This window comes from Thalassospira sp. A40-3, from assembly GCF_015871485.1.
Taxonomy (GTDB): domain Bacteria; phylum Pseudomonadota; class Alphaproteobacteria; order Rhodospirillales; family Thalassospiraceae; genus Thalassospira; species Thalassospira tepidiphila.
In genome coordinates this window covers 3,008,814-3,034,948 of record NZ_CP065428.1, presented here as the reverse complement: position 1 = coordinate 3,034,948, position 26,135 = coordinate 3,008,814, and the positions used below count along the sequence as shown (strand labels likewise).

The 26,135-nt window shown below is 55.6% G+C and carries 24 protein-coding genes; 8 read left to right on the top strand and 16 right to left on the bottom strand.

Going from position 1 to position 26,135, the window contains the following annotated elements:
- The first annotated feature begins 6 nt into the window (after positions 1-6).
- Entirely contained in the window at positions 7-1,200 is a 1,194-nt protein-coding gene (locus IT893_RS14005) for an MFS transporter (protein WP_197145534.1), read from the top strand.
- A 78-nt stretch (positions 1,201-1,278) separates the two neighbouring features.
- Here IT893_RS14005 and ilvC read toward each other — a convergent pair whose 3' ends face one another.
- The 4 genes from ilvC to miaA all read right to left on the bottom strand — a co-directional run bounded on the left by ilvC (position 1,279) and on the right by miaA (position 5,911).
- On the bottom strand, positions 1,279-2,298 hold the full coding sequence (gene ilvC / locus IT893_RS14000; RefSeq protein WP_008891746.1) for a ketol-acid reductoisomerase: 1,020 nt from the start codon (positions 2,296-2,298) through the stop codon (positions 1,279-1,281).
- A 116-nt stretch (positions 2,299-2,414) separates the two neighbouring features.
- Positions 2,415-2,924 (bottom strand): acetolactate synthase small subunit, encoded by a 510-nt coding sequence (gene ilvN, locus IT893_RS13995; RefSeq protein WP_008891745.1) that lies wholly within the window; start codon positions 2,922-2,924, stop codon positions 2,415-2,417.
- Between the two features lie 102 nt (positions 2,925-3,026).
- The gene (locus IT893_RS13990) at positions 3,027-4,790 is read right to left on the bottom strand and encodes an acetolactate synthase 3 large subunit (protein ID WP_008891744.1); all 1,764 of its coding nucleotides are present in this window, start codon (positions 4,788-4,790) and stop codon (positions 3,027-3,029) included.
- A 152-nt stretch (positions 4,791-4,942) separates the two neighbouring features.
- Positions 4,943-5,911 carry a tRNA (adenosine(37)-N6)-dimethylallyltransferase MiaA gene (gene miaA, locus IT893_RS13985; protein WP_197145533.1) on the bottom strand — a complete coding sequence of 323 codons (969 nt, stop codon included), beginning with the start codon at positions 5,909-5,911 and terminating at the stop codon, positions 4,943-4,945.
- A gap of 206 nt (positions 5,912-6,117) precedes the next feature.
- On the opposite strand from miaA, the gene serB reads away from it, so the two are divergent.
- On the top strand, positions 6,118-7,008 hold the full coding sequence (gene serB, locus IT893_RS13980; RefSeq protein WP_197145532.1) for a phosphoserine phosphatase SerB: 891 nt from the start codon (positions 6,118-6,120) through the stop codon (positions 7,006-7,008).
- A gap of 77 nt (positions 7,009-7,085) precedes the next feature.
- Here the strand turns inward: serB and IT893_RS13975 are convergent, their stop codons facing one another.
- From IT893_RS13975 to hflK, 4 genes are all read right to left on the bottom strand, one after another.
- Positions 7,086-8,579: a DegQ family serine endoprotease gene (locus IT893_RS13975; protein WP_197145531.1), complete on the bottom strand. Its 1,494-nt coding sequence runs from the start codon at positions 8,577-8,579 to the stop codon at positions 7,086-7,088.
- Between the two features lie 214 nt (positions 8,580-8,793).
- Complete coding sequence (locus IT893_RS13970; protein WP_062956136.1) at positions 8,794-8,985, bottom strand: DUF2065 domain-containing protein; 192 nt, start codon at positions 8,983-8,985, stop codon at positions 8,794-8,796.
- A gap of 115 nt (positions 8,986-9,100) precedes the next feature.
- Entirely contained in the window at positions 9,101-9,973 is an 873-nt protein-coding gene (hflC, locus tag IT893_RS13965; RefSeq protein WP_197145530.1) for a protease modulator HflC, read from the bottom strand.
- Positions 9,973-11,100, bottom strand: a complete 1,128-nt coding sequence (hflK, locus tag IT893_RS13960) for an FtsH protease activity modulator HflK (RefSeq protein WP_197145529.1) — start codon at positions 11,098-11,100, stop codon at positions 9,973-9,975. The genes hflC and hflK overlap by 1 nt, the downstream gene beginning before the upstream one ends.
- Positions 11,101-11,432: 332 nt before the next feature.
- Here hflK and IT893_RS13955 point away from each other — a divergent pair, with 332 nt between their 5' ends.
- A complete protein-coding gene (locus IT893_RS13955) occupies positions 11,433-12,608 on the top strand; it encodes an Mrp/NBP35 family ATP-binding protein (RefSeq protein ID WP_197145528.1) in 1,176 nt (391 codons plus the stop codon).
- A 77-nt stretch (positions 12,609-12,685) separates the two neighbouring features.
- Here IT893_RS13955 and purL read toward each other — a convergent pair whose 3' ends face one another.
- The 5 genes from purL to IT893_RS13930 all read right to left on the bottom strand — a co-directional run bounded on the left by purL (position 12,686) and on the right by IT893_RS13930 (position 17,798).
- Positions 12,686-14,896, bottom strand: coding sequence for a phosphoribosylformylglycinamidine synthase subunit PurL (purL, locus tag IT893_RS13950; protein WP_120224558.1), 2,211 nt, complete (start codon positions 14,894-14,896; stop codon positions 12,686-12,688).
- Positions 14,893-15,582, bottom strand: coding sequence for a phosphoribosylformylglycinamidine synthase subunit PurQ (gene purQ, locus IT893_RS13945; protein ID WP_064779515.1), 690 nt, complete (start codon positions 15,580-15,582; stop codon positions 14,893-14,895). Before purQ ends, purL begins: the two co-directional genes overlap by 4 nt.
- Positions 15,583-15,668: 86 nt before the next feature.
- Positions 15,669-15,908 carry a phosphoribosylformylglycinamidine synthase subunit PurS gene (gene purS / locus IT893_RS13940; RefSeq protein WP_008891731.1) on the bottom strand — a complete coding sequence of 80 codons (240 nt, stop codon included), beginning with the start codon at positions 15,906-15,908 and terminating at the stop codon, positions 15,669-15,671.
- Positions 15,909-16,032: 124 nt separating this feature from the next.
- On the bottom strand, positions 16,033-16,797 hold the full coding sequence (gene purC, locus IT893_RS13935) for a phosphoribosylaminoimidazolesuccinocarboxamide synthase (RefSeq protein ID WP_008891730.1): 765 nt from the start codon (positions 16,795-16,797) through the stop codon (positions 16,033-16,035).
- A 221-nt stretch (positions 16,798-17,018) separates the two neighbouring features.
- Complete coding sequence (locus IT893_RS13930) at positions 17,019-17,798, bottom strand: NRDE family protein (RefSeq protein WP_063088929.1); 780 nt, start codon at positions 17,796-17,798, stop codon at positions 17,019-17,021.
- Positions 17,799-17,962: 164 nt separating this feature from the next.
- On the opposite strand from IT893_RS13930, the gene IT893_RS13925 reads away from it, so the two are divergent.
- The 3 genes from IT893_RS13925 (at position 17,963) to IT893_RS13915 (ending at position 19,941) form a co-directional block, all read left to right on the top strand.
- Entirely contained in the window at positions 17,963-18,280 is a 318-nt protein-coding gene (locus IT893_RS13925) for a DUF1476 domain-containing protein (RefSeq protein WP_008891728.1), read from the top strand.
- Positions 18,281-18,445: 165 nt separating this feature from the next.
- Positions 18,446-19,123, top strand: a complete 678-nt coding sequence (locus tag IT893_RS13920) for a response regulator transcription factor (RefSeq protein ID WP_008891727.1) — start codon at positions 18,446-18,448, stop codon at positions 19,121-19,123.
- A 122-nt stretch (positions 19,124-19,245) separates the two neighbouring features.
- Positions 19,246-19,941, top strand: a complete 696-nt coding sequence (locus tag IT893_RS13915; protein WP_197145527.1) for a CTP synthase — start codon at positions 19,246-19,248, stop codon at positions 19,939-19,941.
- 53 nt (positions 19,942-19,994) lie between these two features.
- Here the strand turns inward: IT893_RS13915 and IT893_RS13910 are convergent, their stop codons facing one another.
- The gene (locus IT893_RS13910; RefSeq protein ID WP_252723960.1) at positions 19,995-20,918 is read right to left on the bottom strand and encodes a DMT family transporter; all 924 of its coding nucleotides are present in this window, start codon (positions 20,916-20,918) and stop codon (positions 19,995-19,997) included.
- 99 nt (positions 20,919-21,017) lie between these two features.
- On the opposite strand from IT893_RS13910, the gene IT893_RS13905 reads away from it, so the two are divergent.
- Positions 21,018-21,917 carry a LysR substrate-binding domain-containing protein gene (locus tag IT893_RS13905; protein WP_197145525.1) on the top strand — a complete coding sequence of 300 codons (900 nt, stop codon included), beginning with the start codon at positions 21,018-21,020 and terminating at the stop codon, positions 21,915-21,917.
- A 53-nt stretch (positions 21,918-21,970) separates the two neighbouring features.
- On the opposite strand, the gene IT893_RS13900 is transcribed toward IT893_RS13905, so the two are convergent.
- Complete coding sequence (locus tag IT893_RS13900; RefSeq protein ID WP_197145524.1) at positions 21,971-22,591, bottom strand: YbhB/YbcL family Raf kinase inhibitor-like protein; 621 nt, start codon at positions 22,589-22,591, stop codon at positions 21,971-21,973.
- A gap of 162 nt (positions 22,592-22,753) precedes the next feature.
- Positions 22,754-24,064 carry an adenylosuccinate lyase gene (gene purB / locus IT893_RS13895; RefSeq protein WP_197145523.1) on the bottom strand — a complete coding sequence of 437 codons (1,311 nt, stop codon included), beginning with the start codon at positions 24,062-24,064 and terminating at the stop codon, positions 22,754-22,756.
- A 310-nt stretch (positions 24,065-24,374) separates the two neighbouring features.
- Here purB and IT893_RS13890 point away from each other — a divergent pair, with 310 nt between their 5' ends.
- Positions 24,375-26,135: an HD family phosphohydrolase gene (locus IT893_RS13890; RefSeq protein ID WP_197145522.1), complete on the top strand. Its 1,761-nt coding sequence runs from the start codon at positions 24,375-24,377 to the stop codon at positions 26,133-26,135.

Sequence of the window (26,135 nt, the reverse complement as noted above, 5' to 3'; positions counted from 1 at the left end):
CTGAGAATGCATTCCAAGCCCACCCTGACCACCGGCCTCCTGATCTTTATGGCGGTCGGAAGCGGTCTGTCCGTTGCCAGTCTTTATTATGTTCAGCCATTGCTGGAACTGCTTGCCCGTGAATATGGGCTGAGTGAAACCAGTGCCGGTTTTCTGGTAACCGTGGCGCAGCTTGGCTATCTGACCGGGTTGATTGCCGTGGTGCCACTGGGTGATCATCATGAACGGCGCAAATTACTGACCGTGACCTCGGCCCTGACCGCGGTCGGGTTGCTGGCGATGGGGCTGGCACCGTCCTTTTTGATGCTGGTGGTGTTTAGTATTTCGGTCGGGATCACGTGTGTGACCGCGCAAATCCTTGTGCCACTGGCCGCCCACCTGGCGACGGATGATAAACGCGGGTCTGCGGTGGGGGCGGTGATGAGTGGCCTTTTGCTGGGCATTCTTCTGGCCCGGACATTTTCGGGCATCATGGCGGAGCTTGCCGGATGGCGGTCGGTGTTTATCGCCGCCTCTGTCCTGATGGCGATTTATGCGGTGGCCTGTTACCGGATTATTCCGCATATCCCGCCGACATCACACACCAGTTACCGCACGCTGTATCTTTCGATCCTGCATCTTTTTCGCGATGAACCGGTCTTGCGCCGCCGCAGCCTGATTGGCGGGCTGCAATATGCCGTGTTCGGGATTTTCTGGACCTCGATGGCCTTCATGCTGGTGCGCCAGTATGGCATGTCCGAAGCGGTGATCGGGCTTTATGGCCTGATTGGTGCAATCGGCATTCTGGCCGCCCGCATTGCCGGAAAGCTTGCCGACAGGGGCTGGGCACGGCTCAGCACCGGTGCTTTTCTGATGACCACCGTCTCAAGCTGGGGACTGCTGTATTGGGGGCAATGGTCACTGATTGCCTTTGCACTTGGCGTGGTGCTGATCGATCTGGGCATTCAGGGGGCGCATATTTCCAATCAAAGCGAGGTTTATCGCCTTAACCCCGAGGCCCGCAGCCGTCTGACCACGGGCTATATGGCCAGTTATTTCCTTGGGGGTGCCTGTGGCTCCGCCAGTTCGGCCATCGCCTATGGCATGGGCGGCTGGCCTGCTGTTGTGGTTCTTGGGGCCGGGGTGTCGGTCCTGTGTGTTGTGATCTGGGCCGGAACCGAATTGCGCTTTCCGGTTAAACAGATGAAACACGGCGGATAAGCCAAACCCGAAATGCCCAAAGCAAAACGGCCGCCCCATCAGGACGGCCGTTTGCGCAAAAAAGGATCTAAGCTGTGCTTAGTTCTTTTCTTTGTCGACGAGCTGGTTTGCAGCAATCCACGGCATCATCGCGCGCAGTTTGGTACCAACTTCTTCGATTTCATGTTCAGCATGCAGACGACGGGTTGCCTTGAACATCGGCTGACCACAATGCATTTCCTGAACGAAGTCGCGGACGAACTTGCCTTCCTGAATGTCGGTAAGAACTTCTTTCATGCGTTCTTTGACAGACGGATCGATCACGCGCGGGCCGGTGACATAGTCGCCGTATTCTGCGGTGTTGGAGATCGAGTAACGCATGTTGGCCATACCGCCTTCATACATCAGGTCAACGATCAGCTTAACTTCGTGCAGGCACTCGAAATATGCCATTTCCGGCGCATAGCCAGCTTCGGTCAGGGTTTCGAAGCCGTATTTGATCAGCTGGGTCAGGCCGCCGCAAAGAACAGCCTGTTCGCCGAACAGGTCGGTTTCGCACTCTTCACGGAAGGTGGTTTCGATAACGCCCGAACGACCGCCGCCGATTGCCGATGCATAGGACAGAGCAACTTCAAGCGCGTTGCCAGATGCGTTCTGTTCAATAGCTACGAGGCACGGAACACCGCCGCCACGCTTGTATTCGGAACGAACCGTGTGGCCAGGACCCTTCGGTGCGATCATCATGACGTCAAGATCAGCGCGCGGCTCGATCAGGCCAAAATGCACGTTCAGACCGTGTGCGAACAGAAGAGCAGCACCCTGTTTCAGGTTGTCGCGCAGCTCATCAGCATAGATCGCAGCCTGATGCTCATCGGGGGTCAGCATCATGACAACGTCTGCCCAAGCAGCAGCTTCGGCCGGGGTCATGGTTTTCAGACCGGCAGCTTCGGCTTTCTTGCGCGAGCTGGAGCCTTCACGAAGACCAACAACAACTTCCTTAACGCCGGAATCATGGAGGTTCAGCGCATGGGCGTGGCCCTGCGAACCGTAACCAATGATGGCAACTTTTTTGGATTTGATCAGATTAACATCTGCATCGCGGTCGTAATAAACACGCATCTTTCGATACCTCTGGACGTTGGACCACGCTGATTTTCATGCGTGGCGGATGGTAATAATTATTATGGGGCAGGCCCCAATGCCGTACCCGATGCGGATCACCGGGCAGGGCAAACTCACATCGTCAGTGTGCCGCGCGAAATCGCTGCCACACCGGTACGCGAAATTTCCGAAAGCCCAAGCGGCTCCATCAATTTGATGAAGGCGTCGATTTTTTCTGGGCTGCCGATGATTTCATACACGAAGGAATTGTTGGTCGCATCCACTGCGCGTGCCTTGAAAATGTCGGCAATGCGCAGGGACTCCACACGTTTTTCACCCGTTGCAATCACTTTGACCAGGGCCAGCTCGCGCTCGACACTTGGCCCGGCAAGGGTCAGGTCACTGACCTTGTGTACCGGAACAAGGCGCGAAAGCTGTGCCTTGATCTGTTCGATCACCATCGGGGTGCCCGAGGTAACCACGGTGATGCGCGACTGGTGGGCATCCGCGTCGACTTCGGCAACGGTCAGGCTTTCAATGTTATAGCCACGACCGGAGAACAGCCCGATGACACGGGCCAGAACGCCGGACTCGTTATCCACCAGAACGGATATGGTGTGTTTCGAAATTTCGGTTTCTTTCACGGTTTCGCTCCGCTAGGGCTCGGTCGGGGCAGAACGTGCCGCCCGCGCCGGCCTTTTCATTTTGATGTGATGGGATCAATTCGCACAGATTGTTTGTGCGGATCAGACCAGAACCATCCCTTCGTCGGAATCAATGGCTTCGTCGCCGTTGGTTTCCTGCCCAAGCAGCATTTCATTATGCGGCTTGCCCGACGGAATCATCGGATAGCAGTTTTCCTTGTCATCGACAGCGACGTCCAAAATCACCGGACCGTCAATTTCCAGCATCTTCTTGATGGCATCATCAAGATCAGCCGGGTTATTGCAGGTCATGCCGGTGAAGCCAAAGGCTTCGGACAGTTTGACGAAGTCGGGCAGGGTTTCGCTATAACTTTCGGAATAGCGCGACCCGTGCAGAAGCTGCTGCCACTGACGGACCATGCCCATATAACGGTTGTTCAGGATCACGGTTTTGATCGGCAGACGATACTGCGTCATCGTCGCGCATTCCTGAATATTCATCATGATCGACGCATCACCGGTGAAGCACACAACCGTCGCATCCGGGTGGGCGACCTGAACGCCAAGGGCAGCCGGCATGCCATAGCCCATGGTGCCCAGACCACCGGACGTCATCCATTCATACGGATGTTCGAACCCGAAATGCTGGGCGGCCCACATCTGGTGCTGGCCAACATCGGTGGTGATATAGGTCTTGCGATCACGGGTAAGCGCATGAACACGGCGGATAACGTGCTGCGGCTTGATAACGTCGGTCGGCTGTTTGTAGGACAGGCAGTGTTTGCTGCGCCAGCCTTCGATTTCTTTCCACCAGCTATCAAGTGCGTTGGCTTCGATCTTGTACTGCTTGGCTTTCCAGATCTTGATCATGTCTTCAAGAACATGGCCAACATCGCCAACAATCCCGATATCGACCGGAACGTTCTTGTTGATCGAGCTTTGATCAATGTCGACCTGGATTTTCTGCGAGTTCGGCGCAAAGAAATCAAGGTTGCCGGTGACACGGTCATCGAAACGCGCACCGATGGCGACCATGACATCGCAATCATGCATCGACATGTTTGCTTCGTAGGTGCCGTGCATGCCCAGCATGCCAAGATACTGCTTGTCTGACGCCGGATAAGCCCCCAGACCCATCAGGGTCAGCGTGATCGGCGCACCGGTCATGCGGGTGAACTCGGTCAGAAGCTTGCAGGCCTGCATGCCGGAATTGATAACCCCGCCGCCGCAATACAGGATCGGCTTTTTCGCCGATGCCAGCATTTCCATGGCTTCTTCGATCTGGCTGCGTTCGCCCTTGACCACCGGGTTATAGGTGCGGTGCTGAACCTGTGCCGGCTCCAGATACGGCGCCTTGCCAACCAGAATGTCCTTGGGCAGGTCAATCACGACCGGGCCCGGACGGCCGCTTGACGCGACGTGGAAGGCTTCGTGCATCGTGCGCGCCAGACGATCCGGATTTTTCACCAGATAGTTATGCTTGGTGCACGGGCGGGTAATGCCGGTGGTGTCGGCTTCCTGGAAGGCATCATTCCCGATCAGATGGGTCGGGACCTGACCTGTCAGGCAGACAACTGGAATGGAATCCATCAACGCGTCGGTAAGGCCCGTAACGGCGTTTGTCGCACCCGGTCCCGAGGTCACCAGCACAACGCCGACCTTGCCGGTCGAGCGGGCGTAACCTTCAGCAGCGTGGACAGCAGCCTGTTCATGGCGCACGAGAACGTGACGAATCCGGTTCTGTTTAAATATCTCGTCATATAGCGGTAGGACAGCGCCGCCAGGATAGCCGAACACGACTTCCACACCCTGATCAGCAAGGGCCTGCAACACTACTTCCGAACCGCTTAAAATACGTTCTGCCATGATTTTCGAGCCTCTTTACTTAGCGACAACAACGTGTCGCGTGATAACCGCGTGATTGAAACATGATCCAATTATCCTCGAATTGGAGTTGAAAAATCCGCCTAAACGGCGGTTTTCCGCCATTTCGGCGGGGGAAGGGCCAACCTATCGCCTCACTTTGGCGTGGTCAACAGAAATTGGTTAACATCATGACGCATTTTTGCTGCCAAACTTTCCGAATATTGCGCGTCGATGATTTCCTTGGCTAACATTTGATGCCTGAACCAGGTTAATTGCCGCTTTGCATAGCGTCTGGTTTCGCGCTGTGATTTCTCTTTGGCGGTGGCCAGATCAATCTCCCCGGCAAGGTAAGCTGCGATCTCGCGCACGCCTACGGCCTTCATAACCGGCGCTGTTTCAGGCAATTCGAGGGCAAGCAGGCCTTTGACCTCGTCAATGGCGCCCTGTTCAATCATCAGATCAAAACGCCGGTTGCAGCGGTCATACAGAATGTCGCGCGGCGGCATGTAACAAAGTTTCTTGAATTTCATGTTCGCGGGCGGGGTGATCACCGGTTCCTTGTGCCAGCTTGCCAATCCGCGCTCGGTATGGACAAAAACCTCGGCGGCGCGAATCAGTCGCTGGGTATTGCTGCCATCAAGGTTGGCGGCGGTTTCAGGGTCTTCGGCCTGAAGTTTGGCAAAAAACGCCGCGTGGCCAAGTTCTTCAAGCTCGTTTGTGACCTGATCGCGAATCCGCGCCGGGATATCGGGGATCGGCGCAATCCCCTCGGTCAGGGCATTCAGATACATGCCCGTACCCCCCGTGATGATCGGAAGTTTGCCACTGGCATGACAATCGGCAATCTCGGCCATTGCCATTTCACGCCATTTTCCGGCCGAGCAGGCTTCTCGTCCGGAAAGGACCCCATAAAGTCGATGCGGCGCACGCGCGATTTCACCGTCATCGGGGCGCGCAGACAGCACACGCAGTTCCTTATAGACCTGCATGCTATCCGCATTGATCACCACCCCGTCAAAGGCCTCCGCCAGATCAAGGGCAAGTGCCGACTTGCCGCTGGCGGTCGGGCCAGCGACGATCAGGACAGGGGCAAAAGAACTGCTGGCTTGGATGGCCGACATCAGGGTGCCTTCAGGGTAACGTGTTCAAAGGTCGGCCAGTCTATTGGGTTCGGCGCGACAGGCATAGGAATTTACGACGCAATTTCACGGCAAATAATGCGTCCCGGCCACCGGGGATGCGAAAGTTCTCTTGCCACAGTCCGGTGCAATTCGGATAAAGGCGACAACGATGTTTTATGCCTTTCCCGCCAAGGAGCCTAGCAACCATGAAATTGGTTCTCACCCTGATTGCCGCCCCGAATTCGAATGCGCTGACCAAGGCCGTGATTGATAACGCGGCAATCGCGCTGACCGGGGCGGGCGCACTGGTCGGGGATGTGACCTGGCTTGCCGAGGGTGAGGCGTGTGATCTTACTTTTGACGGGATCCCGCTTGATGTCGCCGACACGACGCTTTCCGAGGCAGAGCTTCCGGTGGATGCCATCACCCAGAAGGTTGCCACACGTCGCAAGAAGCTTTTGATTGCCGATATGGACAGCACGATTGTCACCGGTGAAACCCTTGATGAACTGGCCGAGTTTGCCGGGGTCAAGGACCGGGTGGCGGCGATCACCGCACGTGCGATGAATGGTGAACTTGATTTCGAAGCAGCCCTTGATGAACGTGTCGGTCTTCTTGAAGGCATGTCGACCGAGATGCTGAAAGAAGCCTGGAAAACGGTTGAATATACCGGCGGGGCAAAGCAACTGGTTGCGACGATGAAGGCCAATGGCGGGTTTGTTGCCCTGGTGTCAGGTGGATTTGATTTCTTTACCGGTGCGGTTCGCGCCGAGCTTGGCTTTGATTACGATCAGGCCAATGTCCTGATTGAAAAGGATGGCAAGCTGACCGGCAAGGTTCAGAAACCGGTTCTGGATCGTCAGGCCAAGGTCGATGCGCTTGAGAGCCTGTCTGCTCAGCAAGGCATCACGGTTGATGATGCGATTGCGGTCGGCGATGGTGCCAATGATCTTCAGATGATCTCGCTTGCCGGGACCGGGGTTGCTTTCCACGCCAAGCCATCGGTTCGGGAACAGGCGCGCATTTGCATCAATCATGGTGATCTGACCGCACTTTTGTATCTTCAAGGCTACGCGAAATCGGACTTCGTTTCGTAAGGTACGAACGGTTCAAACAAAAAGGGCGACCTGATCATCAGGCCGCCCTTTTTTTATATCAACTTAAGCCGGGTGGCTTATTCCTCGGTCGAGATCGTCAGGCCGAAGTAACGCGGGCCAGCCGATGTTTCGATCAGCATCAGGATGGTGCGTTTGTCATCGTCAACGGCGGCTTTGACCGCATCGACGACGTCGTCGACCGAATCAACCGAGCTGTGCGACGCTTCGATGATAATGTCACCCGGGCGAACACCCTTTTCGGCGGCGTAGCTGTCGCCGGAAACTTCGGTGACGATCACACCTTCGGTGCCTTCGGCAAGGTTGTAACTCTGACGCAGGCTTTCATCGACATTGGCGATCTTGATGCCAAGTTCATCGATGCTGGCCTCGGCAACAGCGGGTGCTTGCTGTTCCTGGGAGCTGTCCGCGCTTGTCGCGACGACTTCTTCCTCAAGTTCGCCAAGCTCGACCTGGACGGTCTGCTTTTCGCCGTCGCGCCAGATCACAACATCGACATCCTTGCCGATCTTGGTTTCTGCGACAATGCGCGGCAGACGACGCATCGACTCAACCGTTTTGCCATCAAAGGTCAGGATGACGTCACCCTGTTTGATACCGGCTTCCTTCGCCGGGCCATCTTCGGAGACGCCGGCAACCATGGCGCCGGTTGCTTCATCAAGACCAACCGAGTCCGCGATGTCTTCGGTCACGGTCTGGATGTGAACACCCAACCAGCCACGACGGGTGCGGCCATATTCCTTAAGCTGTTCGACAACGCTTTGTGCGATGCCTGCCGGAATGGCAAAGCCGATACCGACCGAACCACCCGACGGGGAATAGATCGCGCTGTTAATGCCGATCACGTCACCATCAAGGTTAAACAGCGGGCCGCCAGAGTTACCGCGGTTGATCGAGGCATCCGTCTGAATGAAGTCATCATACGGGCCCTGATTGATGTCGCGGTTACGTGCGGAAATAATCCCGGCGGTTACCGTGCCGCCAAGGCCGAACGGGTTACCGATTGCCATGGCCCAGTCACCGATACGTGCACTGTCGGAATCGCCCCATTTAACGAAGGGCAGGTCTTCTTTCGGTTCGACCTTAAGCAGGGCGACGTCGGTTTTCGGGTCACGACCGATCAGTTCGGCATCAAGCGTGTCGCCATCATGCAGGCGCACGGTGATTTCATCGGCACCGTCAATCACGTGGTTGTTGGTGACAATGTAACCATCAGCCGAGATGATAAAGCCCGAACCGAGCGCGGTCGCACGGCGGCGTTGCGGAGCCGGTCCGCCCTGGCCACCCTGACCGTTGCGGTCCATAAAATCACGGAAAAGGTCTTCAAATGGCGAGCCGGGAGGGAACTGGAAGTCCGGTCCCTGTCGTTCGGCGACCATCTGGCTTGTGGAAATGTTTACAACAGTCGGCAGAAGCTTTTCGGCCAAGTCTGCGAAACTCTCAGGAGCGGGGCGGGCATTCGCGATCTGCGAAACACTGGTCACGCCAAGGAGAACAATCACCAGTGCTGCGGTGACTTTCGTCCGCACCGGGTTGTATAATGCGTCTAGCATGTGTCTGATCCTGTTCGTTGCCGCGTTCACGGTATTTGTCATTCTCTTTGTGCAGCGCGCGGCGGGACTGTATTTCACCCGTCGCTTAAGTACTCAAATTAACCCCGACTTTGGCAGAAATTGGGCGGTACTTGGAAAAATCAAGGAATTGTGAGCACAAACTTGTGGCGCGTGGCCTTTGTCTGGCGGTTTCCCTGATCCTTGCGCCCGTTTGCTAAAGCCAGGTTCGTACTGCCCATATTCCGCCAATGGCAATGACAGCGGCGATCAATCCGCCAATGCGCAACTGCGATTCAGGAATTTCCTGAACAAGCTCCATCACCCTTTTCAGGCCGCCGGGAAACAGCGTGTAAAGCATACCTTCCAACGCGATGGCCAGAAGTATGGCTGTTGCAAGTTCCTTCATGATCAGGGACGTTCCGGCGTTTCTTTGTGATCTGTCAGACGGTCGCCCGACAAATCGAATTTATAAAAACAAAAAGGGCGACCTGCCCAATATGCAGGTCGCCCTTATGTTTTGTCTAGCGGCTTGTCGCTGGGCCAGACTTATTAAAGTACTGGAAAAACTCGCTGTCTGGTGAAAGCACCATGGTCGAGCCGTTATCAAGCGCAATTTTGTAGGCTTCGAGCGAACGATAGAATTCGAAGAATTCCGTGTCCTTGCCATACGCTTTACCCAGGATCACGTTCCGCTGCCCATCGCCCTCACCACGCAGGACTTCGGCCTGACGGTTGGCTTCCGCGATGATGCCGATACGTTCACGATCAGCTTCAGCCTGGATCTTCGCCTTAAGCTCTTCACCTTCTGCGCGAAGCTGTGCGGCTTCGGCAATACGCGAAGAACGCATACGGTTATACACCGCCTGCGAAGTTTCCTGCGGAAGGTCGGTACGACCGATACGAACGTCAATCAGTTCAACACCGAACTCTTCTGCCGGTTTGATCAGGGTCGACTGGATTTTCTCCATGATCTGCGCACGGTTGTCCGAAAGAAGCGTCACAAGCGGGGCCTGTGCCAACTCACCACGGATAACCGAGTTCAGACGCTGACCAAACAGCTGCACAAAGTTGGCAGAGTTGGTTGCGCGCTGACGGAAGATCAAAGGATCGATGATTTTCCAACGTGCAAAGCTGTCAACATTGACACGCTTCTGGTCAGACAGAAGAACCTGCTGAACCGGCGGATCAAGTTCCAGAATACGACGTTCATAATATTCAACGTTCTGGATCGGCAGTTTGAAATGCAGACCCGGTTCGGAAACCGCATGGACCGGATTACCAAACTGAAGAACGAGAGCCTGCTGGTCCTGACGTACGGTAAACACGCACATCGAACCAACGACAGCAGCAATAACCAGGGCGACGCCAGCGGCAATAAGTTTAGGACTTGCCATTAGTTGTTGCCTCCTGCATTCGCACGTTTCTGAACTTCCGGAAGCGGAAGATACGGGACAACGCCGTTACCTGCACCGTTCTGTTCCATGATGATCTTGTCAGACTTGCTCAAGACCTCCTGCATGGTTTCCAGATACAGACGACGGGTCGTCACATCCTTGGCCGTCAGGAAGGAATTATAGATGGAGATAAAGCGTTCTGCTTCACCCTCTGCTTCCTTGGTGACACGATCCTTGTATGCACGGGCCTGAAGAACCTGACGTTCTGCTTCACCCTTTGCGCGCGGGATGATGTCGTTACGATAGGCCAGTGCTTCGTTCTGGGAACGATCACGGTCCTGACGGGCACGCTGCACATCGTTAAAGGCATCGATAACGTCGCGCGGCGGGTCCACTTTCTGCATTTTCACTTCGGCAATGAAAATACCAGACTCATAACCGTCCATGATTTCCTGAAGCAGGGTACGGGTCTGTTCTTCAACCCGGACACGGCCAACAGTCAGTGCTTCTTCAAGGTCGGTTTTACCGATGACCTCACGGATCGCACTTTCAGATGCCAGCTTGATGGTGTTTTCAGGATCACGCACGTTAAACAGGTAGGAACCTGCATCGCTGATACGCCACTGAACAACATAATCAATGTCGATGATGTTCTGGTCACCGGTCAGCATCAGGCTTTCTTCGGGCACATCACGCGAACCGTTTGATGTCACCGTGCCTGCACCGCGATAGCCAACCTCGATCTGGTTGGTCCGTTCGACGTTCGGCTTGATGACCTCGCCAATCGGGGCCGGAAGGAAGTAGTTCAGACCCGGACCCGTGGTGCCAACCCATTTGCCGAACAGAAGCGTTACACCCTGTTCGCCTGGCTGGACACGGTAGAAACCGGTCAAGAGCCACAACCCGATTACGGCGATACCGATCAGGACAAAGCCCTTGTATCCGCCACCACCGGGGAACAGCCGTTTAAGACGTTCCTGGCCTTTACGAATCATTTCATCAAAGTCGGGGGGCGTGTTTCCGCCGCCGCCACCACCGGAAGGACGCTGTCCCCACGGGTTCTGGCCGCCACCTTTGTTTCCGCCGCCGCCCCAGGGGCCACCGCCCCCTTGATTATTCCAAGGCATCGAGTTTCTTCCTCTTCTTGCCGTTCGGTGTTTATCTTTGTTTACCGAGCTTGGGGTAAGCCCCCAATGCATGCTCCGTCCAACAAGATCAAATTCGCTGATAGACCCCGGACATGCCGGGAAAATCAGACTTTTTTCTCACCAGTTTTGTACCCAACCTGTGATACGCCGGTTGGTACTGCAACAGATTGTAGCCAAATGCAAACTCACGAAATCTTGTTGGACGGAGCATGCCCTTAGGCCTTATATGACAGGTTGCCTTGCAAAACAATGATACGCGCCTGCAAGTTCTGTGTGACCACGGACTTAAGCCGAAATTTGGAGACCGCAATATGACTTCCCTCAACCGTGAACAGATTACTGCCGCGCTCGATAGCGTAATCGACCCAGTCGACGGCCAATCAATCACAGCCAAGGGCATGGTGCAAGGTATTGATATTCATGATGAAACTGTCAATGTTATGATCGCCGTTGATCCCGAACGCGGCCCCGCCCTCGAAGATTTGCGCCAAGCGGCAGAAAAAGCGGTGGCTGCTGTGAACGGGGTCACAACTGCCCGTGTGGCGCTTACGGCAGAGCGTCCCAAAGCCGCCGCTCAGCAAAGCACACAGCCGTCACAGCCAAGCCGCCCCGCACAACCGGGTCAGCGCCCGCAGGGTGGTGGCCAGATGCCGCTGGAATTGCCGACCGTGCGCAGCATCGTCACCGTGGCGTCCGGCAAGGGCGGGGTGGGGAAATCAACCACCTCGGTCAACCTTGCATTGTCGCTGGTGGCCAAGGGGCTCAAGGTTGGCCTGCTGGATGCCGATATCTATGGGCCAAGCCTGCCGCGCATGATGGGGCTTCGCGATGCCAAGCCGGTGCCGTCGAAAGAACATCAGGGCAAAATGATCCCGCCATCGGCCTTTGGCATGCGCATCATGTCGATCGGTTTCATGATCGAAGAAGAACAGCCTGTCATCTGGCGTGGTCCGATGGCGATGGGCGCGCTGGAACAGCTTCTGCGCGATACCGACTGGGGCGATCTTGATGTGCTGGTGGTTGATATGCCACCGGGCACGGGCGACATTCAGCTTTCCATGGCGCAACGCGTGCCGGTGACCGGGGCCGTGATTGTTTCAACGCCGCAGGACATCGCCCTTCTGGATGCGCGCAAAGGCCTTAACATGTTCCGCAAGGTCAATGTGCCGGTTTTCGGCCTGATCGAAAACATGTCCTATTACAAATGCCCGCAATGCGGCCATGTCGATCACATCTTTGATCATGGCGGGGCGCACACGGCGGCAGATGAACTGGGCGTGCCGTTCCTCGGTGAAATCCCGCTCGATCTTAAAATTCGCCTCGGCGCAGACGAGGGCAAACCAATTGTCCAGACAGAGCCCGAAGGCGAACATAGCAAGGCCTATGGCCTGATTGCCGACAAGATCGCCGCCGCCATCGAAGAGCGCGTTGGCCCGGCCGAAGCGCCGAAGAAAAAAGGCCTGTTCCCGAAGATTAGCTTTAAGTAAGGGCCTCAGCGTAGGCAAAGAAAAACCCCGCCAGATTGCTCCGGCGGGGTTTTTTGTTGGTTTTGTCTGAGGCCTGATTAAACGGCTTCGGCCATGAAGGACGGCATCCAGCCTTCATTGAGTTCGCGCAGTTCGGAGAGCGATACTTTGTCGCCGCCATCAATGACGACGGAATCACCGCCAGCCTGACCGATAATCACGGCTGCGACATTCGCACTGCCAGCCGCGTTCAGAACCTTGTCCGGATCGCGGGTTGCGATCACGTAGCGGCCCTGATCTTCGCCAAACAGCCATGCGACTTCGCTGCCTGCTTCTGGCAGATGCAGGTCTGCACCGATATTGCCCGCAAGGCACATCTCGGCAACGGTGACCAAAAGGCCGCCATCAGCGATATCGTGGCAAGTCCGCACCAGACCCAGTTCGATCAGTTCACGCACCAGCGTACCGGCACGCTTTTCCGCACCCAGATCGACCGGTGGCGGCGCGCCTTCTTCGCGACCTTCGATGGTCTTGAGATACAGCGACTGACCCAGTTCACCGGTGGCGGCACCGATCATGATCAACGCGCTGTCATCGCGTTTGATGCCGATCGTTGCATGGTGACCCAGATCAGAAATCAGGCCAACGCCGCCAATGGCCGGGGTCGGCATGATGCCAACGCCATTGGTTTCGTTGTAAAGCGACACGTTGCCCGATACGACCGGGAAATCCAGCGCGATGCAGGCTTCGCCAATACCCTGGCAGGCCCCAACGAACTGACCCATGATGCGCGGGCGTTCCGGGTTGCCGAAGTTCATGTTATCCGTGATGGCAAGCGGCTTGGCGCCGGTTGCAACCAGGTTGCGGTATGCCTCGGCAACGGCCTGTTTGCCGCCTTCGACCGGATCGGCCATGACATAGCGCGGGGTGCAGTCGGTGGTCGCGGCAAGGCCCTTGTTGGTACCCTCGACGCGGACAACGCCGGCATCACCGCCCGGACGGACAATCGTGTTTCCACGCACCAGATGGTCATACTGTTCCCAGATCCAGCGACGCGACGCGAGGTCGGGCGATGCGATCAGGGTTTTCAGCGCGTCAACATGACTGACCTTGGCCGAAATGCTGTTGGGATCAATGCGATCCTGTTTCGGGGTCGGTTCCCACGGACGATCATATTCTGGCGATGCTTCGGCCAGCGGATCAATCGGAAGATCACCGGCAACTTCACCATGCCATTTCAGAACCATGCGCTTGGTATCGGTGAGCGTACCGATAACGGCAAAGTCGAGTTCCCATTTGTCAAAGATCGCCTTGGCGGCATCTTCGCAACCGGGTTTCAGAACCATCAGCATGCGTTCCTGCGACTCTGAAAGCATCAGCTCGTAGGGCGTCATGCCTTCTTCGCGCATCGGAACTTTATCAAGCCAAAGTTCAACACCAACGCCGCCCTTGGACGCCATTTCGAACGAGGACGAGGTCAGGCCCGCAGCCCCCATATCCTGAATGGCGACGATCATGTCGGTCGCCATCAGCTCAAGGCACGCTTCCAGCAGGAGCTTTTCGGTGAACGGATCACCGACCTGAACGGTAGGACGCTTTTCTTCGCTGTCATCATCAAACTCGGCCGATGCCATGGTCGCGCCATGGATGCCGTCACGGCCGGTTTTCGACCCGACATAAACAACCGGGTTCCCGATGCCAGCCGCGGCTGAATAGAAGATGTTATCGGTATCAGCCAGACCCACGGTCATCGCATTGACCAGGATGTTGCCGTTATACGACGCATGGAAGTTGGTTTCGCCGCCAATGGTCGGAACGCCCATGCAGTTGCCATAACCGCCGATGCCTTCGACCACACCGCTCAGAAGATGGCGGGTTTTCGGATGATCAGGCTCGCCAAAGCGAAGGGCATTGAGGTTCGCGACCGGACGCGCACCCATGGTGAACACGTCACGCATGATGCCGCCAACACCTGTTGCTGCCCCCTGATAGGGTTCGATAAAGGACGGGTGGTTGTGGCTTTCCATCTTGAAGACGGCGGCCTGACCATCACCAATGTCAATAACACCGGCGTTTTCGCCCGGACCCTGAATGACCCAGTCGGCCTTTGTCGGAAGCGTTTTCAGCCATTTTTTCGAAGACTTGTAGGAGCAGTGCTCAGACCACATGACCGAGAAAATGCCAAGCTCGTTGATGTTGGGTTCGCGGCCCATGATTTCGAGAACGAGTTTGTATTCTTCTTCGTTCAGGCCGTGTTCCTTGACCAGTTCCGGCGTGATCGGGGTGCTGTTGAAATCGTTGGAGCTCACGATGCTGCCTCCACCATGCTTTTGAACAGATTGCGGCCATCGGTGCCACCATGCAGCGGATCGATTGCATTCTCGGGGTGGGGCATCATACCAAGGACGTTGCCCGCCTCGTTGATGATGCCGGCAATGTTGCGCTGGGAACCATTGAGGTTGGTCGCCGGATCCACTTTGCCATCCACATCGCAGTAACGCAGAACAACGCGACCTTCGCCTTCAAGGCGGTCAAGCGTGTCGCTGTCGGCAAAATAGTTGCCGTCGTGATGGGCGACCGGATATTCGACAATCTCGCCCGCGCTATAAAGATTGGTAAAGCGCGTCTCGGCGTTTTCGACTTTCAGATGCGTGTTCTTGCAGATGAATTTCAGGCTGGCATTGCGCATCAGCGCACCGGGCAGAAGGCCTGCTTCGGTGAGGATCTGGAAGCCGTTGCACACGCCAATGGTGGTCACACCCTGTTTGGCACGTTCGGCAACCGCACGCATGATCGGCGACTTGGCCGCCATGGCGCCACAACGCAAATAGTCGCCATAGGAAAAGCCACCCGGGACCATGATGATGTCGGTCTTTGGCAGCTCGGTGTCGCCATGCCAGACCAGGGTGGGCTCGGTGCCGGTGGCCTGCTTCAGTGCTGCGATGGCGTCATTCTCCCGGTTGATGCCGGGAAACAGGATGACAGCGGATTTCATGAAATACCGTCTCTTGATTAGTGTCGGTTACTTAATCCCGATAGACAAAGGCCCTGCCGTGACAAGACCCCGCCCGCCACGGGCGATCAGGCCAGCTCGATGCTGTAATCTTCGATCACGGTATTGGCGAGAAGCTTCTCGCACATTTCCTTGACCTCGGCTTCGGCCTTGGCGGCATCGGTGCCATCCAGTTCGAGTTCGATGAATTTGCCCTGACGGACGTCATTGACGCCATCAAAACCCAGGCCCTGAAGGGCGTGGTGAACGGCTTTGCCCTGCGGGTCAAGAACGCCGTTCTTCAGGGTGACATGAACACGTGCTTTCACGAGAAGCTCCTTTAAGTTCGCATGCGCGGGTCTCGCGCGGGGTTCTGTTTGCAAACAAAACGCTGTCCGACACACATGGCCGACCAGCCATAAGAAAAGGCCGCGCGAGCGCGGCCTTGGGGTGTTATTTGGTTTCGTCTTTTTTAAGCTGCTCTATTTCGGCGGACTCAGGGAGGACACCAAGACGGCGTGCGACTTCCTGATAGGCCTCTTCGACACCGCCGAGATCGCGGCGGAAGCGGTCCTTGTCCATCTTTTCGTTGGTGATCGCATCCCAAAGACGGCAGTTATCCGGGCTGAATTCATCGGCCAGGACCAACTGCGGGAAGTCGCCTTCCCAGACGCGGCCGAACTCAAGCTTGAAATCGACCAGTTTCAGACCAATACCGCGCATCAGACCACACAGGTAGTCATTGACGCGAAGGGTCATGCCGACAATTTCCTCAAGCTCTTCAGCACCTGCCCATCCCAGAGCGAGGATATGTTCATCCGACACCAGCGGATCACCGAGCGCGTCGTCCTTGTAATAGAACTCGACGATCGGGCGCGGCAGGCGTTCGCCTTCTTCAAGGCCAAGACGTTTGGCCATCGAACCGGCAACGATGTTGCGGACCACGACTTCGATCGGAACAATTTCGCATTTCTTGCAAAGCTGTTCGCGCATGTTCAGGCGGCGAATGAAGTGAGTCGGAATGCCGATTTCTGCCAGACGGGTCATGACGAATTCGGTGATCATGTTGTTCAGGACACCCTTGCCGGCAATGGTGCCGCGCTTCTGGGCGTTGAACGCCGTGGCGTCGTCCTTGAAATACTGAATGATCGTTCCGGGCTCTGTACCTTCGTAAAGAACCTTGGCTTTACCCTCGTAGATGGGCTGCTTTCTGGACATTGGCGGGATCTTTCACATCTAGGCCCGCCGTCCGACGCAGCAGGCACCCTGAAATTCGCGCCCTCCGTATAGCAGTGCTTGGCGAGAAACTCAATTGTCGCTTAAGCTCTATTTATGCAAACTTGATAATCGAAATTTGCAACCGTCAGCATCTGTATCGCAGAGGGGCGGAATTGCTGCGATAACCTGTTGAACTGAAAGGCGTTGATCGCCATCTGGTGTTAGACGTCGACCGGATGGAACGGTGTTTTGTCGGGCTGGCCTTCGGCAAACAGCCAGACCGGTCGCCTCGGCAGTTCATGTTCGCTTGTGGGAATCGCCGGAAGCCCGATCAGCGACGAACAGATGGTCTCAAATCCGATATTGCTGCGCACCAGCATGGCATCGGCACGGATGTCATGATGATCCGGGTCCGGGGCCTCCGTTCCGGTATCAGCCAGAAGCGCCTGCCAGGCAAACCAGTCGTCGGCTTCGGGGTGCGGGGCCGGGGCACTGATAAAGCGTGGCAGATTGCGTTTGGTTCGCGCACTGTTTTGCGTGTCATTCAGATCATGGGCGGTCAGAATCGAAAGACCTTCGGGGATTTCAGTGATTTCGATCTTGCCCGTACCGCGGTTCGCCAGCCAATAGGCATCCCGGTTATCAGCGATCACCATGTTAAACGGGCGATAGGCATCGCCATCCAGCTCGGCAAGGGCTTGTGCAGCGTCAATCGCGTCGGCATGGTCAAGTGCCTCAAGCGGGAGTTCGCCGCGTGATCGTTTGCCATCGGCAGGGCCCAGCGTGCCATAGCGGTTGAGCACGGCGGCAACCACCCCGTCCTCATTGACACCAAGCCAGGTTCCCCCGGCGGTTTCGTCCAGGCCCGCGATGACATCAGGGCGGTCTTCCCAGTGGCGCGCAGGCGCCTTCCAGGGACGGTTATTCATTTCATCGCGATTGGCGCCAATGATCACCGGCCAGTCATGGTCGGGGCGGCGTAAAATAATGACTGTACACATGAGCCAGATCAAAGCGTGCGGAACCGCACTTTGTCAAATTCAAAAGTATCAGGCAACGGGGTGAAATCGGTGTCGTTTATTGTCATATAAAATGCTATGACAGACAATGGCTTGATCGGTTTGGCTCCGATGACAATGTGACCAGCTTACAGAAGGAATCGATTATGAGCAGCTTTAATGATCGTGAACGCGGGTTTGAAGCAAAGTACAGCTTTGATCTTGAACAGGATTTTCGCGTCGAAACCCATCTTTATAAAATGCTGATCCAGTGGGCTGGCGAACAGATGGGCATGTCCCCCGAAGAATGTCAGGATTACACGCGCAAGATCATTGGCGAGGTTGTTGCCAACCCGCGCGAAAACGGTGTTGTTGCCCTGTTGCTGGCCGATTTTGGACGCAAAAATATCGACGTCACAGCCTCTGCATTGAATGTAAAGCTCGAAGAACTACGTCCGGTTGCGCGTGCAGAAGTACTGTCGTGATTGCGCGCTAGTGCATCTGCTTGGAAAACTTCTCGTTTGCTAATATGTGCAGCCTTACGTATCCTGAGCTCCCCAGACCGAAAAATTGAGTAGGTGCAACCTTTTGGTGTGGTATCCTTCGCAGGTAGGTGAAGGAGCCGATTAGGTAGATGAAAGGCGACAGCATTGCGTATCCTTTTGGCGGACGATCACGATCTTGTTCGTGAGGCAATCTCGCTACTGTTCCAACAGTATTTCGATGACTGTGAAGTGGCCGAAGCAGGGGCATTGGACCCCGCACTCGAGCTGATAGCAGCCAATAATACATTCGATCTGGTGCTGCTTGATCTGCGCATGCCGGGGATGAATGGGCTTGAAGGTTTGAAGCGCACCTTGGAGAAGGTGGCAGATTCGACCTTTGTGGTTCTGCTTTCTGGCGCATATCGAAGTGAAGATGTCCGCAAGGCGCTTGAGGCCGGCGCGCATGGCTTTATTCCCAAGACCCTGCGTGGGCAGGCCTTGGCAAATGCTGTGCAGCTGGTTCTGGCTGGTGACAAATACCTGCCGTCGTCCATTCTGAACGACATGAATGACAACATGTCAGGCGGGGGCGATGGCGAAGGTCGCCTTGCCGGTGGCTTTGGCAGCGAGGGTGATTTTGGCCGTCTGACACCGCGTGAACGTGAAGTTCTTGCACTGCTGTCAGAAGGACGTCCGAACAAGGACATCGCTCGTCACCTTGATCTGCGCGAAATCACGGTGAAGTACCATCTGAAAAACATCTATCGCAAACTGAACGTCTCGAACCGTGCGCAGGCCGTGAAAATGGCCCTTGAAGATATGGCGCGGTCCGGAACTTTGTAGTAAGTTCGACAAAGGCAGCTCAGTTTGGCGCTCAAATCCCGGCTCGTGATTTCACGGGCCGTTTTTTGTTGCCTGAACCGGCTTTTCTCCCTCGTCATTGAAAACGAAACGAGGAAAAACATATGACCGTCACCATCGCACTTGTCGGCGATTACAACCCGAACGTTACCGCCCATCAGGCCATCCCGAAGGCCCTCGACTTGGCCGCCAAAAATCTTGGACTTACCGTCACATTTCACTGGGTCGCGACATCCGACATTGATTGCCCAGATGCCCAAATCCTTGATGGCTATAACGGGATATGGTGCGTGCCTGCCAGCCCCTATCAAAGCTTTGACGGTGCACTTGCCGCCATTCGGCGTGCCCGTGAAAACCGCATCGCTTTTCTGGGAACCTGTGGCGGGTATCAACACGCAATCCTGGAATATGCCCGTAATGTTCTTGGTCTTGCTGATGCGGCAAATGCGGAAATCGACCCGAATGCTTCATTGCCCCTGATCGCGCCGCTTAGCTGTGCGTTGATTGATCAAGATGGTGGGATCGACCTTTTGGAAAACAGTCTAATTCGCGATGTCTGTGGCACCGCGCATTTGACAGAAACCTATCGCTGCTCATTCGGGTTTAATCCGGAATACGCCCATCTGCTTGATGGCCGGGATCTTCGGATTGTGGCCTGGGATCAGGATCGCGATCCGCGCGCGGTTGAGCTTCGCGGGCATCCGTTCTTCATCGGAACCGCGTTTCAGCCCGAGCGTGCCGCCCTTCGGGGTGAAGATCATCCATTGATCAATGCATTCGTCCGTGCCGCGGCGGGCTGACAACCTTTTTGAAGGTCCCCTGCACACCTGATGTGTGCGGGGGGCCTCATTTATCAACTTTGCTGTGATGGCATATTTGGCAGGCGGCGTTGCATCGGTGGGGTGCGTCCGGATTGCATTACGACAACCCCGGTCAGGATTGCCACCAGTGCAATCAGATCAAGCAGTTGAACGCTTTCCCCTAAAATCAGCGAGCCGGTCAGAACGGCGATAATCGGCGGGATATAGGTCACGCTTGCCGCTTTGACCGCACCAAGATTCTCGACAACGAAGTAATAGCACAAATACGCAAAGCCGGTGCCAAACAGACCAAGCCCAAAGAACAGACCAAGGGCGATCCAGCCATTGTCAAAGATCGCGCTGGCGCCGTCAAAGTCGGTGGTAACCAACAATGTCAGCGCGGCAATACCCAATTGATAGGTGCAAAGTGCAAGGGGCGAAATGCCAAGCGGGCTCAGGAACCGGCGGGCATAGACAAAGGACAGGCCAACGCAGAGGGACCCAAGTCCGATATACCCAACCCCGGCCAGATCATTTGCCGAAACGCTTGCGTCCCAGGGGCGCGCAATCATCGCGACCCCGATAAAGCCGACCCCCAATCCAACAAGCGAGCGACGATTAACAGGCTCATCGCGCAAAAAGGCCGCCGCGGTGATAAACGAAATCATCGGAATGGCACCGCTCAGCATCCCGGCAAGGCTTGATGGCAAAAGCTGAATGCCCTTGGCAAAGCTGAAATAGTAAAGACTGCCCGCCAGAACCGACATCACGATGAAATGGTGCGCAAAGCGCAAATGCCGCCATTTAAGTTTTCGCCCGATCAGGGCTGCGGCAAAAACCGGCAGGAACCCCATAAACACGCGAACGGCGGCAATCTGTGTCGGGGTGATCAGGGTGCTGGCGCTTTTGTTAAACAGAAACGTCATGCCCCAGGCAAGGGCCAGAAACCCGAACACGATATAGGCTTTGTTTTTCATGGTGGCGGACCAGTTTGGAAAAATCATGGCCGATTGTCTAAATTCCCGGTAGTTTTCACAAATCATACTATCTGGGTCATGAAATAGAAAAACTGCACTATGAGCTCATATCCACCACTTAAATCACTGCCAGCGTTCGAGGCATCCATGCGCCTGAAAAGCTTTGCGCTGGCGGCGGATGAATTGAATGTCACGCCCGGTGCGGTGGGGCAGCAAATCCGCAAGCTTGAAGACTGGCTTGGGGTGGAGTTGTTTACGCGCACAGTCCGGCAGATCACGCCAACGGCGGATGGTCTGGCTTATGCTGCGCGCATTGCCCCGGCCTTGCAGCAGATCCGCGATGCCAGCCATCAATTGCGCGACCAGTCAAATCATGCGGTGCGGTTCGTTATGCCGCCAAGCTTCGCGGCAAAATGGTTTTCCAAACGGATGTCGCGGTTTCTGATCGCCCATCCCGAAACCTCGCTTCATGTCGGATCATCATCGATCCTTTTGGATTTTGATCATGATCCGGTCGATCTGGCGGTGCGCTATTTCGATGGCGTCGATGAAAGCCTCGAAACCATACTGCTGTATCAGGGGCAGGCGGCGGCCTTTTGCGCGCCGTCCTATCGCGACGGGTTGGGACTGGATCGCCCCGATGACCTTGCGCGGGCGACGCTGCTGAATGATATCCTGCATCCGTGGTGGGAAGAATGGCTGGGCCGGTTTTCAACCCTGACGGCGCCCGACATTCGCGCCATAAAACGCGTGGAAATCGATCAGACATCCATGGCGATTGAGGCGGCAATTCATGGGCAGGGCGTTGTTCTGGCCAACCCGCTTCTGGCCGAAGAAGACATTTCCGAAGGCAAGCTGATCCACCTGTTTCCGGACCAGGTCGTCAAAGTGCCGTCAGGCTATTATCTGGTTTGGCCCAAGAACCGTGATCTGCGCGCACCGGTCAAGGAATTCCGCGACTGGCTGTTGGCAGAGGCCAGCGACCTTGCCATCAAATAACAAACCCCGGCCGAAAGGTTTCGACCGGGGTTGTAAAAGCGGTACGGCGCGGATTACAGATCGCGGTTCATGGTGTAGGTGCCCATGTAACTTGCCTTGCCCAAAACATGGCCTTCGATGGCGGCAAGGGCATCCGGGCCGGTAAAGGGCTCTGGCAGGTCGATCTTGTCGGTATCAAGCGCATAGACCGTGAAATGATAGTGGTGAATGATCGAATCATTCCATGGCGGGCAGGGACCGTCATAGTCGCCGTAATCACCACCCATATCGGTATCGCCGGCAAACCAGTCGGTATAGTTGTTCAGGCCCGCCGTGCCATATGGCTTGGCACCGGGCATCTTGCCCTTTGGCGTCACACCATTGGACGCGACACCTTCTTCAAGCTTTGTGATGCTGGCAGGGATATTGACCAGAACCCAGTGGTAAAAATCAACACGCGGCAGGCTTGCCGGGACTTCCTTGCCTTCGATATTGACGTCCTCGCCCGATGACGGGACATCCGGGTCGTGGCAGATCAGGGCGAAGGATTTGGTGCCTTCGGGAATGTCGCTCCAGGAAATGGCGGGACTGATATTGTCCGATGTTTCAAACCGGCCCTCTGCCGGGATTTTACCGAACGCGAACTTGGCCGGGATCGGCGCGCCGTCTTCCCATCCTTTGATGCTCAGTTTCATTGCTATGCCTTTCCTGCAATTGACATTTTTTGATGTGTTGGCTGTGTTCGATATAGCTCAGCATCAATGATGCGCAATGTCAAAGGCCTGTATTGCTGCACTAGCCAACGAAAAAGCCCCGACCATGCGGCCGGGGCTTTAAAGCAGGCTTTGGTATTTTGCTTAGTCCGCAAAGACACGGGCAAAGATCGTGTCGACATGCTTGGTGTGGTAGCCAAGGTCAAACAGCGCTTCGAGCTTGTCCATCGGAATGCGGTTGGTGACGTCTTCGTCGGTTTTCAGAAGCGACAGAAGATCGCCTTCGCGGTTCCAGACCTTCATCGCGTTACGCTGAACGATGCGATACGAATCTTCGCGCGAAACGCCATACTGGGTCAGCGTCAGCAGAACACGCTGCGAGAAGACCAGACCACCCATCTGGTTCAGGATCTCGTCCATGCGCTCCGGATAGACAACCAGGTTTTCAACAACGTTGGTCAAACGCATCAGGGCGAAATCAAGCGTGACGGTCGCATCCGGGCCGATGTTACGTTCGACCGAGCTGTGCGAAATGTCGCGCTCGTGCCACAGGGCAACGTTTTCCATTGCCGGGATGGCCATTGAACGCACCAGACGGGCAAGACCGGTCAGGTTTTCGGTCAGAACCGGGTTACGCTTGTGCGGCATCGCCGAGGAGCCTTTCTGCCCCTTGGAGAAGAATTCTTCAACTTCGCGAACTTCGGTGCGCTGCAAGTGACGGATTTCGGTTGCCAGATGTTCGATCGACGATGCAATCACGCCAAGGGCTGCGAAATAGGCGGCATGACGGTCGCGCGGGATCACCTGGGTCGAAACCGGTTCCGGTTTCAGGCCAAGCTTGGCGGCAACATGTTCTTCAACACTCGGTTCGATGTTGGCGAATGTGCCAACCGCGCCGGAAATTGCGCAGGTCGCGATTTCATCACGTGCGGCAACAAGGCGATCACGGTTACGTTTGAATTCCGCATAGAAGGTCGCAAGCTTCAGACCAAAGGTCACCGGCTCTGCGTGGATGCCGTGCGAACGGCCCATGCAGGGGACGTCTTTGGTTTCATAGGCGCGCTTTTTAAGTGCTGCCAGAAGCTTGTCCATATCTTCAAGCAGGATGTCGGTTGCCTGGGCAAGCTGCACGTTAAAGCAGGTATCAAGCACGTCCGAGCTGGTCATGCCCTGATGGACAAAACGGGCTTCTTCGCCGACCTGTTCGGCCAGTTCGGTCAAAAACGCGATCACATCGTGTTTGACTTCGGCTTCGACGGTGTCAATGCGGTCGATGCGGTCCTGGGTATAGGGCTTGTCGCCTTTTTCCCAGACAAGCTTGGCGGAATCAGCCGGGATAACACCCAGTTCAGCCAGTTTGTCAGCAGCGTGGGCTTCGATTTCGAACCAGATACGGAACTTGTTCGCCGGTTCCCAGATGGATGTCATCTGCGGACGGGAATAACGGGGGATCATGCGGTCGCCTCCGGGCAAGATGGTTGGGTGCCGGAAATAGATCTCGATGATCGGAATGCGTAGTTGATTGCACGATCACGGCGCCGGCACGCTTTCACGGGGTCGGATAGTCCATTCCGGGCAAATTGGCAACCCTGCAGACGGGTATAGCAGGATTGTGAAGGCGATTTTGCCACCGAGAAACTTGTTTAGGGTCTGTCCTGAGCCTAATCTTAGAAAAATAGCAACTTATTGAGAATATATCCTGTAAGCAGGCAGGATGTATCTTCGACGACGCGGTTAATCCGAATGCGAAGTGGGCAGAATTTTTATGGCGCGTGAACGCGACGGGGCCAACAATCATCAGAAAGATGTGACACAGGTCCGCAATACAGACGCAAACTATCTGGCGGAACTGGTTGAACTGGGTATCGCCCTGTCGGCACAGCAGGGGCGCGAAGAGCTTAACCAGAAAATCCTGATGGCCGCGCGTAACTTCACCAACGCCGATGGTGGATCGCTTTATGTCGTCAATCAGGACGAAAGCGAACTTCATTTCCGGATCATGGTCAATGATACGCTTGAGACGTTCTTTGTTTCGGGCCGCGAAACCGAGAAACCATTCCCGCCCTTGCCGCTTTATGACGACGAAGGCCGCCCGAACTACGCCAATATCGCGACCTATGTCGCGCTGACCGGCAAGGCGATCAATATTGATGACGCCTATAGTGCCGAGGGATTTGATTTTACCGGCACCCGGGCATTTGATGCCAAAACAGGGTATCGGTCGAAATCCTTCCTGACCGTGCCGCTTAAAAACACCAGCGGCGTTGTGATCGGCGTTTTGCAGCTGATCAATGCGCGTGACGATGCGGGCAATGTGATTTCCTTTGATCCGGCGATTGAACCGATCATCAATGCGCTGGCCAGTCAGGCGGCGGTTGCCATTGAAAACAGCCGGTTGCTGGTGGCACAGCGCGACCTGATGGAAAGCTTCGTCCGCGTGCTGGGTCAGGCGATTGACGCCAAATCACCGCACACCGCAGGCCACTGTTCGCGTGTGCCGATCATAGCGCGCATGCTGGCGCAGGCGGCTGTGGATGACCGGGATGGCACCTTTTCCAATTTCTATCTGACAGACATGGAATGGTACGAGCTTGACCTGTCGGCCTGGCTTCATGATTGCGGCAAGATCGTCACCCCTGATCATGTGATGGAAAAGGCCACCAAGCTTGAAACCATCCATAACCGTATTCACGAAGTCCGCACGCGCTTTGAAGTACTGCGTCGTGACGCCGAGATCGAGATGCTTAAACGCAAGCTGGATGGCGAGGACGCACTTAAGTGCGAGGCCGATTTTGCCCGCCGGGTGACCGAACTTGAAACCCAGTTTGCCATGGTGGCGGATGCCAATATTGGCGATACCGAACTTGATACCGACACCATCTTTGCCCTGCATGACATCGCAGAGCAGGAATGGACGCGATATTTTGATCGCACCATCGGCTTGTCCTGGTCGGAACAACAGCGCCTTGATGATGCGAAACTCGCCGAACTGCGCGCAACCGGCACTGAAAAGCTTCTGATGGATCGCGAAACCGACATCTATAACGGTTTTAACCGGGGCGAGCTTTATAACCTCTCGATCCCGCACGGCACCCTGACATCCGAAGAACGCCAGGTGATCAACGATCATGTTGTCATTACCCAGGATATGCTGGCCCAATTGCCATATCCCAAGGAACTGCAACGCATTCCCGATATTGCCGGAAATCATCACGAAAAGATGGACGGGTCCGGGTATCCGCGTGGTCTGACGGGCGATGATATGGGGATCCTCGAAAAGGTCATGGTGATTGCCGATGTCTTTGAGGCGCTGACAGCTGTAGATCGCCCGTATAAACGGCCGAAGACATTATCTGAATGTATCTCGATCCTGGCCGACATGCGCGACAAGGGGCAGATCGATAGCGACCTTTTCGAGCTTTTCCTGACAAGCGGCACTTATCAGGAATACGGACGCAAGTATTTGCGCGAAGATCAGCGCGACGAAGTCGATATCGCACAGTTCATCATCTCCAATCCTGACTAG